This is a genomic window from Arthrobacter sp. 05N33_2 (assembly GCF_056397425.1).
On sequence record NZ_JBFTNJ010000074.1, the window covers coordinates 1 to 15818 of the forward strand.

Below are 15818 nucleotides of genomic sequence, written 5' to 3' on the forward strand. Positions count from 1 at the left end.
CGGCAAGACCGAGGAAGCCCATTCGCTGGCCCATGCATTCGGCGTCGAGCACTCCTCCGCGGCCCCGCTCAAGCGCATCTGGGAGCCGCACCTGCGCCGGAATACGATCGTCTTGTCGCTGGCCTGGATCTTCAACTTCTTCGGCATCCTTATTTTCAGCATTCTCGGCAGTTCTGTCCTGAAGAACGCCAAGGGTGTGGAACTTTCTGACGCCTTCTGGATGCTGATCGTCATCAACGGGCTGGCGTACTTCGGCTATGTCTTCCATGGGTGGCTCGGTGACAAGATCGGCCGCAAGCGGACCATCATCGGAGGCTGGATTATCTCCGGCATCTCCTTCGCCATCATGCTCAGCCCCCTTGCCACGGACCCCTTCATGATCATCGTCACCTACGGCGCCGGACTGTTCTTCCTGGTCGGACCGTACGCCGCGATCCAGTACTTCATGGCGGAGTGCTACCCCGTCAGCTGCCGTGCCACCGGCACAGCCTTTATCGGCGCAATGAGCCAGCCCGGCACCATTCTCGGTGGTTTCCTGTTCACGCTAGCGGCCGCCAGCGTAGGAACCGGTGCTGCAGCCTTGTGGGTCGGCGCGGCCGGAACCCTTTTCTCCGGCCTGCTGATGATCGCCGCGAAGCCGCCGGTCGAAGCCCTGCTCGAGGACCACCCCCATGACGCCTGAGAACAGGGTGGCCGTGATCACCGGAGCGGCCAGCGGCATTGGACGGGCCCTCGCGGTCCACTACGCCCACCGCGGCGTGCATTCTGTCATCGGAACCTTTCCCGGCGACCCGCACGACCCGGAGGAAACCCTTCGCCTCGTGAAGGACGCCGGCGGCCAGGGGATTATCCAGGAAGTGGATGTCCGCAGTACCGCGTCTGTCGATGCCTTCGCCGAACGCGCCGTCGACGAGTACGSCCGCCTGGACTACGCCGTGGCCAATGCCGGAATCCTGCGCAACTCGCCCCTGGCGGAGATGACCGATCAGCGCTGGCACGACATGCTCGACGTCGACCTCACCGGCGTGTTGCGGACCCTGCGCGCCGGGTCCGCGAAGATGACCGACGGCGGAGCGATGGTTGCCGTGTCCTCTATTGCCGGTGGCGTCTACGGCTGGGAGGAACATGCCCACTACGCAGCCGCCAAGGCCGGCGTGCTCGGCCTGATCCGCAGTGTGGCCGCAGAGTTGGGGCCGCGCGGCATCCGCGCCAACGCCGTTATCCCCGGACTGATCGAAACTCCCCAGTCCCTGGATCCGGTGAATTCCCTCGGGCCCGAGGGCCTGCAGCGCGCCGGTTTGGAAATCCCCTGGGGCCGGGTCGGACGTCCCCAGGAGGTTGCCAGCGTGATCGGCTTCCTGACCTCCGATGACGCTGTCTACGTCACGGGCCAGTCCCTGATTGTTGACGGCGGCCTCACCATCAAGATGCGTGCCTGAAAAGCCTCGGAAGGACAAGAATGAACAACCCTGACGCCTCCCGGAAAACGGAGGGCCGCGCCGTTGTGGTTACGGGCGGAGCCAGCGGCATCGGCAAGGCCATCGCCGAGGCCTTCACCGCCAACGGCGACAGAGTCGCCGTCCTGGACCGGTCGGGCGCGGCGGGAAGCATCGCCGTCGACGTCTCGGACGAGGCGAGCGTGAAGGCGGCCTTTGCCGAAGCACGGTCCCGGCTCGGCAGCATCGACATTCTTGTGAACAGTGCCGGCCTTCTGACGGAATCGCCGCTGGAAGACATGACACTTGCCATGTGGAACGAGACGATTGCCGTTGACCTGACCGGTGTCTTCCTCTGCTGCCGGGAGGTGGTGGGGGAGATGCGGCAGCAGAAGTGGGGCCGGATCATCAACATCGCCTCCCAGCTGGCCATCAAGGGCGGCACCGGGCTCAGCCACTACAGTGCCGCCAAAGCCGGAGTCGTGGGGCTGACCAAGGCGCTGGCCCTGGAAACTGCCGCCGACAACGTGCTGGTCAACAACATTGCCCCGGGCCCCATCGAAACGCCCCTGGTTGACGGCATCTCGGAGGAGTGGAAGGCGGCGAAGCGTGCCGGGCTGCCGCTGCTGCGCTTCGGGCTGGCGGACGAGGTGGCGCCGACGGCGCTGCTTTTGGCCAGCGATCCCGGCGGCAACTTGTATGTGGGGCAGACTCTCGGGCCAAATTCCGGTGACGTCATGCCCTAGGAGGGAGGCCCATATGTGCGGTGCCTGTGGACGAAATGTGGTGAGCGATCCTGTCCTGGGTCCGGTCAGAACGCTGCGGCAGCACCTGATTGTCGCCCAAACGATCAATGGTGCCAGCCAATCCTGGCCGGGAGCCCCGAAAGTGGCCGCGACCAGCGGCGGCTGGCTGGTCTCGGGGCCGACGGGAGCTACAGTGGCCGTATCAACCGTGCAGGCGCTGTGGTCCGCTGTCCTGCTGGGCAGGCCGGGGCCGCAGCGGCAGGACCTGCGTGCCGCCGGGAGCCTGGGAGCGGGTGAACTGGGCACGGGTGAACTGGGAGCGGGTGAACTGGGCACGGGGGCGCTGGGCGCCGGGGAACCGGACCCGGGGGAGTTGGCGCGCCGGGTGATGAACCTCGGCCACGAGATGGCACAGGATTCCGCTACGGAAACGGACACGTGACACGCCACAGGTCAGGCGCTACGGGGATCCCCGTAGCGCCTGACCTTTTCCGCGGCGCCGGCCCGAATTCGTAGCGAAAACCTAGCGAAACGGCCGGGCCGGGCCCAGGTGCCGGGGTCAGCCTTCGGCCATCAGGATGCAGGCGCAGCCGGTGCCAGGATCAGGAAGCAGGACCGGCCGGGGAGCCGGAGTGCGGGCAGTGAATCTGCTCGCGGCCCTCACGTGCGTTCTCGACGTCCGCGGCGCTTGCCAGGTCACCGCGGGCCCGCAGCCCGGCCACCACACCGTCAACATCGGCGTCGGGCCGGTTCTGGCTGAGTTTGTGCTTCGCCTCGATCCGCGTGATGAGAAGCTCGACGCCGACGATCGCGCGCAGCTGGCCGGCAATGTAGCGCTCCGGGGCATCCTCGACAGTCCAGGGCCGCTCGGAGCCGGCCTCGTTGTGGTTGCTCAGCCGCCTCACATGGCTGGCGAGCCAGGCGGGATCGTCGTGGATGACCAGGGTGCCGTACACGTGGGCCGTGGAGTAGTTCCAGGTGGGAACCACGCGTCCGTGCTCCGCCTTGGACGCGTACCACCGCGGCGAGATGTAGGCGTCGGCGCCCTGGATAATGGCGAGCGATTCGCCGAGGGCGGGTTCAGACCATTGGGGGTTGTTGCGGGCCAGATGCGCGTGCAGGGCGCCGTGCTCACCGGCCGAGGGGTCGAAGACGAAGGGCAGCAGCGTGGCAAGCATGCCCTTCGCGGTGGCGGTGACCAGGTTGGCCGCGGACGGGCGCGTGAGCAGATGACGGACTGCATCGGGGCCGGCGGCGAAATGTGCGGGGATGTACACGGAACTTCCATTCGGATCGCGGATCGGTCTGGGGCTGGGAGGCTTCGGGGGCGGGGCAGGTGATCAGATCAGCCGGATTGTTTCACTGTCACAGTGCCCTCGCGTTGTCCTTCGGGCTGTCCAGCACGAACGGATTGCTTCCCGCCGCCCTCGCCGCACTTGGCCGGGAGCGGACGGCCAGGCCGGCACAGAGGATGACCGCCGTGCCGCCGATGATGGTCGCCCAGGTCAAGTCTTCGCCCAGTATGAGCCCGGCCCAGCAGATGCTCAAGACCGGCTGGACGAGTTGGATCTGGCTGACCTGCGCCATGGGTCCGATGGCCAGGCCGCGGTACCAGGCGAAGAAGCCGAAAAACATGCTCACGACGCCCAAGTATGCGAAGGCCGCCCACTGCACCGGAGTAGCGGAGGGAGGCTGGCTGGCCATAGAGAACGCCGCGATGCCGGCCATGAGCGGCGAGGACAGAACGAGGGCCCAGGAGACGGTCTGCCACGACCCGAGTTCGCGGGCCAGCAGGCCGCCTTCGGCGTAGCCGATTGCCGCCGAGAGGACGGCGCCGAACAGCAGCAGGTCGGCCAATTGCAGTTGCCCGATGCCGCCGGACTGCGCAGAGGCGAAACCAATCGCCGCCACTGCGCCCGCGCCGGTGATCATCCAGAAAGGCCTGGGCGGCCGTTCGTGGCCGCGGATCACCGCCAGCGTTGCGGTCGCCGCGGGGAGCAGCGCAATAACAACCGCGCCGTGGCTGGCGGGAACCGAGGTGAGGGCGAAGGAGGTCAGCAGCGGGAATCCGATCACCACCCCGCCGGCGACCACCGCAATACGCGCCCACTGGGCTCCCCGGGGCAGGCGCTGCCGGGTCAAAGTGAGGGCGAACGCGGCGAGAACGGTCGCAACAACAGCCCGGCCCGATCCGATAAACAACGGAGACAACCCCGCAACCGCCACCCGGGTGAACGGCAGAGTGAAGGAGAATGCGGCGACGCCGACGAATCCCCACCACAGTCCGGCTGCCGGCCGGGACGATAACGGTTGATCGATTCCCTGAGTAGCGCTACTATTGTCATTCATGTCTTACGATAGCACTTCGCGGATGGCGGCGCGGCTCCGGGGATGGATTGCGGCCGCCGCGCCGGGCGCCCGGCTGCCTTCCACGCGTTCCCTGGTCGCCGAGTACCAGGCCAGCCCCGTGACCGTGCAAAAGGTCCTGCGGACCCTCTCCGCGCAGGGCCTGATCGAGAGCCGCCCCGGCGTCGGGACGTTCGTGCGGGCCGTTCGAACAGCGCGGCCGGTGGACTACGGCTGGCAGACGACGGCGCTGGGATCGCCCCGGGCGCCGCTCCGCCCCGTCTCCACTGCGATGCGCAGCGCCCCAAACGACGTCATCGCCTTCCATTCAGGCTACCCGGACCGGGAACTGCTGCCCGAGCGGCTGGTCAGGGCGGCCCTGACCCGGGCTGCCCGGGGTGAGGCTGCCCTGTCACGTCCGCCTGCCGCGGGCCTGCCCGACCTGCAATCCTGGTTCGCGCACGAGCTCCGGGCTGCCACTGGGGCCGGCGTCGCCCCGCCAACGCCGCGCGACGTGATAGTACTCCCGGGGAGCCAGGGCGGGCTCAGTTCCGTGTTCCGGGCACTGGTCGGCAGCGGGCAGCCGTTGCTGGTGGAATCCCCGACCTACTGGGGGGCGCTCCAGGCCGCGGCGCAGTCCGGTGTCCGGGTTGTTCCGGTACCCAGCGGTCCCGAAGGCCCGGACCCTGAGGACCTGGCCCGCGCCTTTGACGAGACCGGCGCGCGGCTGTTCTACGCACAGCCGAACTATGCCAATCCCACCGGCGCGCAATGGCCCGCCCGCCTGCGGGAGCAGGTGCTCGACGTGGTGCGCGAACACGGTGCTTTCCTGGTGGAGGATGACTGGGCCCATGACTTCGGCATCACCACGGATTCCGTGCCCGTCGCCAGCCTCGACGATTCCGGCCATGTCGTTTATCTCCGTTCGCTGACAAAGAGCGTGTCCCCGGCCATACGCATTGCCGCGGTGATCGCCCGCGGCCCGGCACGTGATCGCATCCTGGCCGACCGGGGCGCCGAGTCCATGTATGTCAGCGGCGTTCTCCAGGCGGCGGCCCTCGACGTCGTAACGCAGCCGGGATGGCAGACGCACCTGCGCGGACTGCGGCTGCAGCTCCAGTCCCGCCGAGATCTCATGCTCAGCAGCCTGCGGGAGCATGCCCCGCTGGCCCACGTGGAGCACGTGCCCACGGGCGGACTCAATCTCTGGGCCCGCCTTCCCGACGGGACCGACGTCGACAAGTTCGTCGGGGACTGCGAGGCCGCGGGGGTCATCATCGCGGCCGGTACCGAGTGGTTCCCGGCCGAACCGGCCGGACCGTTCATCCGGCTGAACTTCGCCGGACCCAATCCGGGTGCTTTCCGGGAAGGCGCGCGGATCCTCGGCCAGGTGCTCGAACGCACCGCCGGGCGGTAGCCGGCCGCCGCCCTACACCGGCGTGAGCAGCGCCGCAGGTGCCGCGAGCGTCACGAGGCCCTGCACGGAGCGGGCGAGCCCGGCGTCGAGTGTCACAAAGGCGTCTGCCTGAAGCCGGGCCAGGGCCACGTATTCGGCGTCGAGGGTGTCATCCCAGCCAAGTTCCTCGGCGAGGCTCCACGCGGTGCGTTGCAGGACGCGGTCGCCGAGGAGCCGGATGCGAAGGCCCCGGATGTAGTCGAGCTGACGATTGGCATCGGCCCGCGTCACGTCGCCGCGCCGGACTGACTGGTACAGGAGCGAGAGCACCTGCGAGCGGAGGAGCGTCGGGGCCACGAGCTGGTGATCGTCTGAAACCGCCGGCCTTTCGAGGGCAAGATGAAGGGCAACGTCAGGGCCAATCACGAATCGGGTCATGGTTACTGGATCCTTTCCTGGGGACAGCAGCGGTCATCCGGCCTCGCGGGGCGCGAACATGATGACGGCGACCCCGAACAGGCAGATCACCGAACCCAGGACGTCCCACCGGTCGGGCCGGAAGCCGTCGAAGATCATGCCCCAGGCCAGTGAGCCGGCCACGAACACGCCGCCGTACGCGGCGAGAATACGCCCGAAGTGTGCGTCAGGCTGCAAAGTCGCGGCAAAGCCGTAGATGCCCAGCGCCACGACACCCAGCCCGGCCCACCACCAGGCCCGGCCCTCGCGGACGGACTGCCAGACGAGCCAGGCCCCACCAATTTCGGCAACGGCGGCGAGGATGAACAACAGGATGGTTTTCGGGATAGTCACGCCCTCATGATGGCACCGGCTGGTTGCCAATCCGGGCCGGTGCGCGCCGACGCGCCCGCCCGGCCGTCATGCGGGGTCATCGCTTGCATCACCTGCCACCCGGGCCTATAACTTTAAGGTTCAAGTAAACGCGGCCGGAAAGACCGTGTCGCTCGAAGCCGACTGGCATGACGGCTCTGCCCCGCCAACAGCAGCACCTGTTGCCCAATACCTGAGGACCCGAGATGACCCTTGCGCCAGAAACCACTGCAACGCCGAAGGCCGCAGCACCTTCGGCCGCCGTGCGCAGCCGCGTCTTCGTGCCGCTGCGCTTCCCGGACGGGTTCGAAGCCGTTGCCGAAGTGCTGACCTTTAGCGGGCTCGCCGACGGCAAGGAGCACCTGCTGCTGGCCCTCGGCGAGTGGGAGGAGGCGCTGCAGGGCGCGGCGCGAGGCGGTGCCGGACCGCTGGTGCGGCTGCACAGCGAGTGCCTCACCGGCGACGTATTCGGGAGCCAGCGGTGCGATTGTGGCCCGCAGCTGCGGGAGGCCGTGGAGCGGATTGCCGCCGAGGGGGGCTTCCTGCTCTACCTCCGCCAGGAAGGCCGCGGCATCGGCCTGTATTCGAAGCTTGACGCCTACGCACTGCAGGATGGCGGCCTGGACACCTACGCCGCGAATCTGGCCCTGGGCCACGGCGAAGACGAGCGGGACTACACGGCGGCGGCCCAGATGCTGGGGGCAATGGGTACCGGCACGCTGCGGCTGCTCAGCAACAACCCGGACAAGGCAGCCCAGCTGACCGGCCTCGGCCTCGAAGTGTCCGGGCAGGTCGCCACCGGCGTCCATGCCTCGGCGGCCAATCTTCGGTACCTGGCCGCAAAACGCGACCATACCGGCCACACGCTCGTGCTCCCGTCCGACGCCGGACCCGTCGCCGGTGCGCCCGGCGGTGCCCCTGGCGACGTCGGGGCTGCGTCCCGGGCCGGTGCCCGGGCGGCGGCGGCCGTCCCGACCCATGACGACATGCTCGCCCGGGTCCAGGGGCTCGTGCCCGGCCTGCGCGAGCGGGCCGCGGAAACCGAGGAGCTCCGGCGCATTCCGGACGCCACCATGGAGGAGCTGCACGCGGCCGAAATCTTCCACATGCTTTCCCCGAAGGGGGTCGGCGGATTCGGCATGGGCCTGGAAACCTATGTGGAGGTGGTGCGCCGGCTTGCCCGGGGGTGCGCCTCCACGGCGTGGAGTGCCGGCCATCTGATCGAACATGTCTGGATGCTCGCGCGGTGGCCGCGGGATGCGCAGGACGAGGTCTTTGCGAACGGACCGGCTCCCTTGGCGGCCGCTACCGGGGCGCCGGCTGGAGTGGCCAGGAAAGTGCCGGGAGGCTATTCCATCTCGGGCCGGTGGACCTTTGCCTCCGGGGTCATGCATGCCCAGTGGGCGCTGCTCGCCGCGCAGCACGGCGACGTGCGCCTCCAGTGCCTGGTGCCGCTGGCCGACGTCGAGCTCCTCGACGTGTGGCAGACGGCCGGCCTGAGGGGTACCGGGAGCAACGACATTCGGGCAGGGAACCTGTTCGTCCCGGAGCATCGAACTCTGGACTGGGAACTCCTGGGCGCGGAAACCAATCCGGGGAGCCTGCTCCACGCGGATCCGCTGATCCATACCCCCATGGGCGCGCTGCTGAACATGGTGGCCCCGGCCGCTGCCCTGGGGTCTGCCGAATACGCGCTCGACCTGTTCCGCGAGCTGGTTCTGGTCCGGAAGGTCAAGCACACCGTGGAGAGCCGCCAGGCGGACTCCCCGCTCGCGCAAGTCCGGTATGCGCACGCCTTCGGGCTGGTGGCCACCGCGCGGCTGCACTGGCAGGAGGCGGTCCGGGTGGTCTGTGCCGCCCATGCGCGCGGGCCTTCGACCATGACGGAGCCGGACCGCGGGCAGTACCGGCTGTCCCTCGCCCTGAGCGGCGAGGCGTCGGCCGAGGCGGTTCGGGTGATCATGCTGGGATCCGGCGGGAGCGTGCACCGGCTGTCGCATCCGCTCCAGCGGATCCAGCGCGACGTCAATGTCCTGATGAACCATGCGGCGCTGACGAGGGATCCGGTTCTCGAGCAGGCGGGCCGGGGCCTTCTGGGTCTTGGGTTCAGTGTGCCCTCGTTCTGACCGAAAGCTTGAAGCTTCAATCAAAATGGATTAGGATGATCCCATGACTCAGACCACTGACCGCCCCCCGGTTCTCTTCCTCAGCCATGGCGCACCGCCGCTGGCCGACGACTCCACGTGGACCCGCGAACTCCACGACTGGTCCGGCACCTTCGGCAAGCCCCGGGACATCCTCATGGTCTCCGCCCACTGGGAAAACGCCCCCGTGACGCTCAGTGCAACCGGGCGGGATCCGGGCCTGGTCTACGACTTCGGCGGTTTCCCGCAAAAGTACTACGAGGTGGCCTATGACGCCCCGCAGGCGCCCGAGCTGGCTGCCGAAGTCGAGAAGCTCGTCGCCGGCCACGGCCACCACGTGGAGCGCGATGAAAGCCGCGGGCTGGACCATGGCGCCTACGTTCCGCTGAAGGAGATGTACCCCGACGCCGACGTGCCGGTCGTGCAGATGTCCATGCCGACGCTTGATCCTCAGGGGTTGTTCGACCTCGGCATGTCGCTGGGGCCCTTGCGGGAGCGGGGCACGCTGATTGTCGGATCGGGATTCACGACGCACAACCTGCGCTGGTTTAATCCCGCCGGGGGACCGGACTCCGCCCCTCCCGCGGCCTCCAGCGAATTCGACCACTGGGCGGAGGAGGCCATGGCCCGCGGCGATGTCGACTCCATCCTCGACTTCCTGAACAAGGCACCCGCCGCCCGGGAAGCGCACCCCCGCAGCGAGCATTGGGCTCCGCTCTATGTTGCCCTCGGGGCTGCGTACGGCTCGGGAGACATCCAGGCCAGGACAGCAATCGACGGGTTCTGGTTCGGGTTGTCCAAGCGGTCGTGGACCCTGACGTAGCGGTCGCACAACGTAACAAGGGGAATGAACCGGACCGGGGTCCGGTTATGTCCGCCAGTGCCGGATCGCCGGCCAACCATAACGTGACGTGGCTTGACCACTGATGAGGAGCGCAACATGACGATTGCAGTAACGGGTGCGACAGGACAGCTGGGCAGGCTGGTCCTCGATGAACTGCTCACCAGCCAGGAACCGGATTCGCTGGTGGCCATCGTGCGCGACGCCGCGAAAGCCCGGGAGCTGGTTGCACGTGGCGTCCAGGTGCGCGTCGCGGACTATTCCGATCCCGCGGCTCTCGAGGCTGCGCTTACGGGCGTTGACAGGCTCCTGCTGGTTTCCGGAAGCGAGGTGGGCTCCCGGGTGGCGCAGCACGGCAACGTCATCGACGCTGCCAGGGCCGCCGGCGTCGGGTTCATCGCCTACACATCCGTCCTGGCCGCGGACACCACCGAACTGATCCTGGCGCCCGAGCACAAGGCAACAGAGGAGCTCATCCGCGCGTCGGGACTCGACAACACCATCCTGCGCAACGGCTGGTACACCGAGAACTACGCCCAGACCGTGGCGACGGCCAAGCAGACGGGCGCCGTCGTGGCCRCTGCCGGTGACGGCAGGGTGGCCAGCGCGACGCGGGCTGACTACGCGGCCGCGGCCGCGGCGGTGCTCAGCTCCGCCGGGCACGAGGGCCGCACGTACGAACTCTCCGGCGACTACGCCTGGAACTTCAAGGAACTGGCGACGGCGATCACCCGGATCACGGGCCGGGAAGTTGTCTACCAGCCCGTCTCCGCCCCGGAACTGGTTGAGGTCCTGACCGCGGYCGGCCTCGACGCGGGCACCGCGGGATTCCTCGCAGCCCTGGACGCGGACACCGAGGCGGGCCTGCTGGCCACCGTCACGGGCGAGCTGTCCCGGCTGATCGGGCGGCCGACGACGCCGCTGTTGCAGGCTCTGACGTCCGCCGCCGCGAGCTAATCCGCACTCCCCAGGGAGGCCGCGAGACCGGAAGGCCGGGAGTGGGCATAATGAAGGCGTGGATTCCCGCTGCGCCCGCAAGGCATAGACATCCTGCGGGTGCGCGCCTCGACTGACAGGACCCATGGAAACTCCCGGTGATTTTCAGCAGGCCGGGGCCGGCGAATGGTCGGACGGCCCGCTGGTTGTCGGTGTGCCGTGGGAATTCGACGGGCGCCTGGTACGGGCCGCCGCCGGGCTCGCCGCGATCATGGGAGTGCACCTGATTTGCGCGTTCGTGGACCCGGCGAGCTACCTCACGGAGTGGGAGCCCGCCGGAGTCCTGGATGGCACCTCACTGGATCCCGCCCCGAATGTCGAAGCCGAATACCCGGCCTCACAGCTGCTCAGCTGCCTTGAGGGCATTCTCGGTCCTCCCGGCGGGGCATGGTCCTTCCGGGTGCTGAACGGCGAAGTTGCCCACGCCCTGGACCGGCTGGCGCAGAGCGCGGACGCGGCTGCGCTGATTGTCGGCGGGCAGCGGCCTGGGCGGATTGCCCAGATGGGCCGGCTCCTGGAGGGCTCGGTCAGCGTTTCCCTGACCCGTCTGCAGGGCCGGCCCGTACTGGTCGTTCCGCACGCGGGTCAGTGACGCACGCGCCGGCCGTGCGTTCCGTCCACCGAAGGCGGGCCAACAGCGGGCCAACAGCGGGCCAGCAGCGCGCCAACAAACCGAAGGCCGGCGGCGCGGGTTCATCCGTTCCGGGTGACGGCCCCGGGCCGCCGCGGCCATAGCGTTGGAGTACCGCCGGTGTGCGAGCGCCCGGGATGCGAAAGATTGCTGGAGCACGAGGGGCTGACGCTGACGGCGGAACTGCACGAGCCGTCAACGCCAGCGAATCGAAGTGAGTGATGGTAAACCCGAACAAGCCAGCAGCCGTCACGTCAGAGGCCCGGGCGCTCTTCGTCGGCAGCGCCGCCTTCCTCGTCCTGGGCGGCATCGCTATTCTGCTGATCGGGCGGGAACCGGTCCCGTTGTCCGGACGGGGTTCAATCGGTGACATTGCCTCGATCAGCACGGCAGTGGTGGGCGCCGGGGCGGTGGTGGCCGGTTGCCTGCAACGTCGTCCGGCTGTGGCACCGGAGGCCCGCGGGGGAGGCCGGATCCGCACGTCCATCGATATCGCCGCACTCGCGCTGGCGCACGCATGCATCTTCCTGCTCGGCTGGCTGGCGCTCTTTTCGCTGTTTCAGCAGGCGTTCATCGGTGCGGTCGTCTACCCGTTCGCGGCCGCTGTCCTGGTCGGGACCACGGGAGCCATCAGCGCCTATATCGCCTACCTGTCCGCGCTCAGCATGACCGCCTACCGGCTCGCCGCCCTCCTCGCCGGCTTCCTGGTCACCGGCCTGCTCACGAGCATGCTCACCGCACAGAATCCACTGTGGTGGCAGGAGAACCTCAGTGCCCTCGGCATGAGCTCCGACGTCTCCGGAGTGGCGTTCAACTTCACCCTGATCGTCGCCGGCGTCGTCATCTCCACGCTGGCGGGATATGCGACGGCGACCCTCGCGGCGACCGCGAAGTCCCCGTCCGCGCTGCATCGGGTGAGGCTGCTCGAAGGCGGGATCGCCCTGATCGGCGTCTTCCTCGCCTGCGTGGGATTGTTCCCCGTCGATGAGCGCTTCGGGCTCCACACCCTGGTCGCGTCCGGCATGGTGGTGGTCTTCGCGTCCCTCATTGTCCGCATCCGCACGCTGGTTCCGTCCGTGTCGGCCACCTTCGCTGCGCTGGGGTGGCTCTTCCTGGCGGTCATCGTGGCCGCCGCGGTGATGTGGTTCCCGGTGGGCTACTACAACCTGACCGCAGTGGAGCTGATCGCCGCGTCGCTGATCTTCGCCTGGCTCATCATCCTGATCCGTAACCTCGCAGCCGTCGATGCCGACCAGCTTGAGGCTAACCTGCTTGTCCCCCCGCTGTCAGCGCCGGCTGAGCCTGCGGACCGGCCAGTTTCTGCAACAGACAGCGCGGCGACCGACCCATAAGTACCGCGGGGCCCTGCCGGTGCCGGAGAGTGCCGTCGGGAAGGGCCGCTTCAAGGCTCGCCTAGGAGTGCGTCGGTTCTTCGACCAGCGCTGTGGCGATGCTGTCGGCGTCCTCGAGCGCGGACAGGAAGCGTTCGGCGTCCAAGGCCGCGGCGCAGCCGGTGCCGGCGGCGGTGATGGCCTGGCGGTAGCGGTGGTCCACGGCGTCGCCGCAGGCGAAGACGCCAGTCAGGTTGGTGACCGTCGTAGGGGAGTCGACCTGGATGTAGCCGTCGGCATCGAGGTCAATCTGGCCGGCCAAAAGCTCGGTCCGGGGCACGTGCCCGATCGCGACGAAGATGCCCGTGGCGGCCTGCTGCCGGGTGTCGCCGGTGCGGGTGTCGGTCAGGGTCACACCKGTGACCTTGCCGTTGCCGTGGATCGCGGTGACGGCGGAGTTCCAGGCGAACCTGATCTTGGGGTTGTCCTTGGCCCGCTGGGCCATGATCCGGGAGGCGCGCAGTTCGCCCTTGCGGACCACCACGGTCACCGATTTGCCGAAGCGGGTCAGGAACGTGGCCTCCTCCATCGCCGAGTCGCCGCCGCCGACCACGATGATGTCCTGSTCGCGGAAGAAGAAGCCGTCRCAGGTGGCGCACCAGGAGAGCCCGTGGCCGCTGAACTTCTTCTCCTCCGGCAGCCCCAGTTCCTTGTACGCCGAGCCCGTAGCGAGGATGACCGCAGGGGCTTCATGGGTCTCGCCGCCGCCGGTGGCGACACGCTTCAGGTGCCCGGCGAGCCGCACCTCGGTGACGTCGTCGAACACCACCTTCGCGCCAAACTTTTCGGCCTGCTGCTGCAGCCCGTCCATGAGCTCAGGGCCCTGGATGCCGCCCGGGAAGCCGGGGAAGTTTTCCACCTCGGTGGTATTCATGAGGGCGCCGCCGGCGGTGACCGCGCCGGCGATGACGAGCGGCTCAAGCCCGGCCCGGGCGGCGTAGATCGCCGCGGTGTAGCCCGCGGGGCCGGACCCGATGATGATCAGCTTCTCGGTTGTCTTGATGGCGGCGCTCACGGTCGGGCTCCTTCGGTGACGGTTGCCGGGCATGTGCTGATCATCCCGCCCTGTGGGGCGCTTATCAACGCCTCCGGGGTTGATCCGGAGTTTAGACACCCGGGGACGCTGCGCGGGAGTGTGCCCGGGCGGCTAGGCGGAGGCCAGCGTCTGAGTCAGGATGGTGCCGCCAACCCCGACCAGGACGGCGCCTGAACTCCCGACGACGATCCGGCTGGTCCGGGGCCGGGCGAGGACTCCGGTCACTTTCTTGAGCGCGCTGAGCAGCAGCACGTACCAGGCCAACGCGATAAGCAGGAAGATGCCCGCCATCAATGCGTGCTGGGCGAGGGGCGGCAACGGGGCGACAGTGAACTGCGGGAACAGCGACAAGTAGAAGACGGCGACTTTAGGGTTGAGCAAGTTGCTCACCATTCCTTGCACGAAAGGTGAGCTGCCGCCGCGTTGGCGTTCTGCTGCCGGTGACGGGGGTTGGCTGGGTTTGGGTTTTCTGGCGAACGCCTCAGCGAAGGCGCGCAGGCCCAGGTAGAGCAGGTAGGCGGCCCCGGCAATTCTGATCCCGGTCCCGACAACTTCCGAGGCCCCCAGCAGCGCCGTGACACCGAGCACCGCCAGTACGGCAAGGATCGTGTTGCCAACCATGATGCCGGCGGCGGCTGTGGTTGCCGCCCGTGTGCCGCGGGGGGCATTCCTGATGACAAGCGCAAAGTCGGGTCCGGGCACCACCACTACGACCAGGCAGGTCAGCACGAAGGCTGCCAGTTGTTCCAGCATCTGGGATTTCCTCCGGGCGTCAGTCTGTGGCGGTGGGTGGTGAATTTCGCCCGGGAACGAAACCCGGGCAGCCTTCTACGTTAGGCCATCGCGGGCACCACCGGAGCGCAGCCCCGCCTCGTTGCCGACGGAAGGTGGCAGCAACCTCACCCGCTGGGCATGATTCGGTCAGGACGCCGGACCGCTAGCTTTGCATCAGCATCGCATTGCGGTGGGCGCTGGTGGGATGTGCCTGCAGGACCATGCTCATGCGTGAACTGCCCGGTCTGCTCCAGAGGAGGCGACATGTCCGGTTGTGTGGTGGACCCGAGCGAGCCATCGAGTGTGGGAGGCGGACCGCGATGAACTCTCCGAAGGACGCCGGGACCCCGCCGGTGCAGTTCAACCAAAGGCTGGCGCTGCTGCTGGCGATGGCGATGTTCGTGCTGGTTGTCGACACGTCGATCATGAACGTCTCGATCTCCGCGGTGGTGGACGACATAGGTGCGACCGTCAGCGGACTCCAGTCGACAATCGCCCTCGAGGCGCTGGTATCCGCGGCCTTTATCCTGATCGGCGGCAAGATCGGCGACCTGATCGGACGCAAGCGCGCCTACGTCATTGGGCTTTCCTGCTACGCCGTCGGCGCCGTGGCGATGACCCTGGCCCAGACCCTCCTCCCGGTGATCATCTGCTGGGCCCTGATCGGCGGCCTTGGCGCCTCGCTGCTCCTTCCCGCCATGCAGTCCCTCATCCACGGAAATTTCGAGGGAGATGCCCAGCACCGGGTCTACGCCCTGGTCGGCGCGTCGGCCGCGATCGCCGCCGCCGTCGGGCCTCTGCTCGGGGGCTTCCTCACCACGTTCCTGTCCTGGCGCGTCGCCTTCCTGCTCGAGGCCCTCATCATCGCGGTCGTCCTGTCCGGAATCAAGCTCGTCAAAGACGTGCCGTACACCGGGCCCCGGGAACTGGATCTCTTCGGATCACTTCTGTCCATCGTCGGCATGGGCGGCGTCGTGCTCGGAATCCTGGTCTGGCAGGAAGGCGGCGAGGCAGTGGGCGCACTCCTGGCCGTGGGTGCCGTCGGACTGGGCGGCCTGGTCTACTGGCTCCTTCAGCGCAAACGCCGCAACAAGCCGACGCTGCTGGATCCGGACCTGTTCCAGGCAAAAGCCTTCCGCTTTGGTGCCACGGGACAAATGCTCCAGCAGATCGCTCTGGGCGGCACCATGATCGTGCTGCCCATCTACCTTCAGATGGTGCTCGGATACAACGCGATGCAGTCAGGTCTGTCC

17 protein-coding genes are annotated in these 15818 nt (G+C 68.0%); 11 read left to right on the forward strand and 6 right to left on the reverse strand.

Annotated elements, in window-relative coordinates; translation table 11 throughout:
- The 4 genes from AC1DHX_RS18190 to AC1DHX_RS18205 form a co-directional block, all read left to right on the forward strand.
- On the forward strand, positions 1-682 hold a 682-nt coding region (locus AC1DHX_RS18190; RefSeq protein WP_476900319.1), incomplete at its 5' end, for an MFS transporter.
- Complete coding sequence (locus AC1DHX_RS18195) at positions 672-1439, forward strand: SDR family NAD(P)-dependent oxidoreductase (protein WP_476900320.1); 768 nt, start codon at positions 672-674, stop codon at positions 1437-1439. The genes AC1DHX_RS18190 and AC1DHX_RS18195, both read left to right, overlap by 11 nt.
- Positions 1440-1459: 20 nt before the next feature.
- Positions 1460-2182 (forward strand): SDR family NAD(P)-dependent oxidoreductase, encoded by a 723-nt coding sequence (locus AC1DHX_RS18200; RefSeq protein WP_476858682.1) that lies wholly within the window; start codon positions 1460-1462, stop codon positions 2180-2182.
- Positions 2183-2222: 40 nt separating this feature from the next.
- Complete coding sequence (locus AC1DHX_RS18205) at positions 2223-2624, forward strand: hypothetical protein (protein WP_476858681.1); 402 nt, start codon at positions 2223-2225, stop codon at positions 2622-2624.
- A 160-nt stretch (positions 2625-2784) separates the two neighbouring features.
- On the opposite strand, the gene AC1DHX_RS18210 is transcribed toward AC1DHX_RS18205, so the two are convergent.
- Together AC1DHX_RS18210 and AC1DHX_RS18215 are read right to left on the reverse strand one after the other, a co-directional pair.
- Complete coding sequence (locus AC1DHX_RS18210) at positions 2785-3459, reverse strand: FMN-binding negative transcriptional regulator (protein ID WP_476858680.1); 675 nt, start codon at positions 3457-3459, stop codon at positions 2785-2787.
- A gap of 88 nt (positions 3460-3547) precedes the next feature.
- On the reverse strand, positions 3548-4531 hold the full coding sequence (locus AC1DHX_RS18215; protein ID WP_476858679.1) for a DMT family transporter: 984 nt from the start codon (positions 4529-4531) through the stop codon (positions 3548-3550).
- Here AC1DHX_RS18215 and AC1DHX_RS18220 point away from each other — a divergent pair.
- Positions 4530-5945, forward strand: a complete 1416-nt coding sequence (locus AC1DHX_RS18220) for an aminotransferase-like domain-containing protein (protein WP_476858678.1) — start codon at positions 4530-4532, stop codon at positions 5943-5945. The genes AC1DHX_RS18215 and AC1DHX_RS18220 overlap by 2 nt on opposite strands.
- A 12-nt stretch (positions 5946-5957) precedes the next feature.
- Here the strand turns inward: AC1DHX_RS18220 and AC1DHX_RS18225 are convergent, their stop codons facing one another.
- The gene (locus AC1DHX_RS18225) at positions 5958-6362 is read right to left on the reverse strand and encodes a type II toxin-antitoxin system VapC family toxin (RefSeq protein ID WP_476858677.1); all 405 of its coding nucleotides are present in this window, start codon (positions 6360-6362) and stop codon (positions 5958-5960) included.
- A gap of 33 nt (positions 6363-6395) precedes the next feature.
- Entirely contained in the window at positions 6396-6734 is a 339-nt protein-coding gene (locus AC1DHX_RS18230) for a YnfA family protein (protein ID WP_476858676.1), read from the reverse strand.
- Between the two features lie 224 nt (positions 6735-6958).
- Here AC1DHX_RS18230 and ribA point away from each other — a divergent pair, with 224 nt between their 5' ends.
- From ribA to AC1DHX_RS18255, 5 genes are all read left to right on the forward strand, one after another.
- Positions 6959-8878, forward strand: coding sequence for a GTP cyclohydrolase II RibA (gene ribA, locus AC1DHX_RS18235; RefSeq protein WP_476858675.1), 1920 nt, complete (start codon positions 6959-6961; stop codon positions 8876-8878).
- 43 nt (positions 8879-8921) lie between these two features.
- Positions 8922-9719, forward strand: coding sequence for a dioxygenase family protein (locus AC1DHX_RS18240; protein WP_028276744.1), 798 nt, complete (start codon positions 8922-8924; stop codon positions 9717-9719).
- Between the two features lie 117 nt (positions 9720-9836).
- Positions 9837-10694 (forward strand): SDR family oxidoreductase, encoded by an 858-nt coding sequence (locus AC1DHX_RS18245; RefSeq protein WP_476900321.1) that lies wholly within the window; start codon positions 9837-9839, stop codon positions 10692-10694.
- Positions 10695-10818: 124 nt separating this feature from the next.
- Entirely contained in the window at positions 10819-11325 is a 507-nt protein-coding gene (locus AC1DHX_RS18250; RefSeq protein WP_223916985.1) for a universal stress protein, read from the forward strand.
- Positions 11326-11582: 257 nt separating this feature from the next.
- Positions 11583-12716: a hypothetical protein gene (locus AC1DHX_RS18255; protein WP_476858673.1), complete on the forward strand. Its 1134-nt coding sequence runs from the start codon at positions 11583-11585 to the stop codon at positions 12714-12716.
- Between the two features lie 61 nt (positions 12717-12777).
- On the opposite strand, the gene trxB is transcribed toward AC1DHX_RS18255, so the two are convergent.
- Both trxB and AC1DHX_RS18265 read right to left on the reverse strand, forming a co-directional pair.
- Positions 12778-13770 (reverse strand): thioredoxin-disulfide reductase, encoded by a 993-nt coding sequence (gene trxB / locus AC1DHX_RS18260; protein WP_476900322.1) that lies wholly within the window; start codon positions 13768-13770, stop codon positions 12778-12780.
- Between the two features lie 132 nt (positions 13771-13902).
- The gene (locus AC1DHX_RS18265) at positions 13903-14544 is read right to left on the reverse strand and encodes a LysE family translocator (protein WP_476858671.1); all 642 of its coding nucleotides are present in this window, start codon (positions 14542-14544) and stop codon (positions 13903-13905) included.
- A gap of 341 nt (positions 14545-14885) precedes the next feature.
- Between AC1DHX_RS18265 and AC1DHX_RS18270 the strand changes: the two genes are divergently transcribed.
- Positions 14886-15818: MFS transporter (locus AC1DHX_RS18270; RefSeq protein WP_476900323.1), on the forward strand; the 933-nt coding region annotated here is incomplete at its 3' end.

What these genes read in the sequence shown, in the direction of transcription:
- AC1DHX_RS18200 (WP_476858682.1), top strand. Translation starts at nt 1,460, where the DNA reads ATGAACAACCCTGACGCCTCCCGGAAAACGGAGGGCCGCGCCGTTGTG.
- AC1DHX_RS18220 (WP_476858678.1), top strand. Translation starts at nt 4,530, where the DNA reads ATGTCTTACGATAGCACTTCGCGGATGGCGGCGCGGCTCCGGGGATGG.
- AC1DHX_RS18215 (WP_476858679.1), bottom strand. Translation starts at nt 4,531, where the DNA reads ATGAATGACAATAGTAGCGCTACTCAGGGAATCGATCAACCGTTATCG.
- AC1DHX_RS18225 (WP_476858677.1), bottom strand. Translation starts at nt 6,362, where the DNA reads ATGACCCGATTCGTGATTGGCCCTGACGTTGCCCTTCATCTTGCCCTC.
- ribA (WP_476858675.1), top strand. Translation starts at nt 6,959, where the DNA reads ATGACCCTTGCGCCAGAAACCACTGCAACGCCGAAGGCCGCAGCACCT.
- AC1DHX_RS18240 (WP_028276744.1), top strand. Translation starts at nt 8,922, where the DNA reads ATGACTCAGACCACTGACCGCCCCCCGGTTCTCTTCCTCAGCCATGGC.
- AC1DHX_RS18250 (WP_223916985.1), top strand. Translation starts at nt 10,819, where the DNA reads ATGGAAACTCCCGGTGATTTTCAGCAGGCCGGGGCCGGCGAATGGTCG.
- AC1DHX_RS18265 (WP_476858671.1), bottom strand. Translation starts at nt 14,544, where the DNA reads ATGCTGGAACAACTGGCAGCCTTCGTGCTGACCTGCCTGGTCGTAGTG.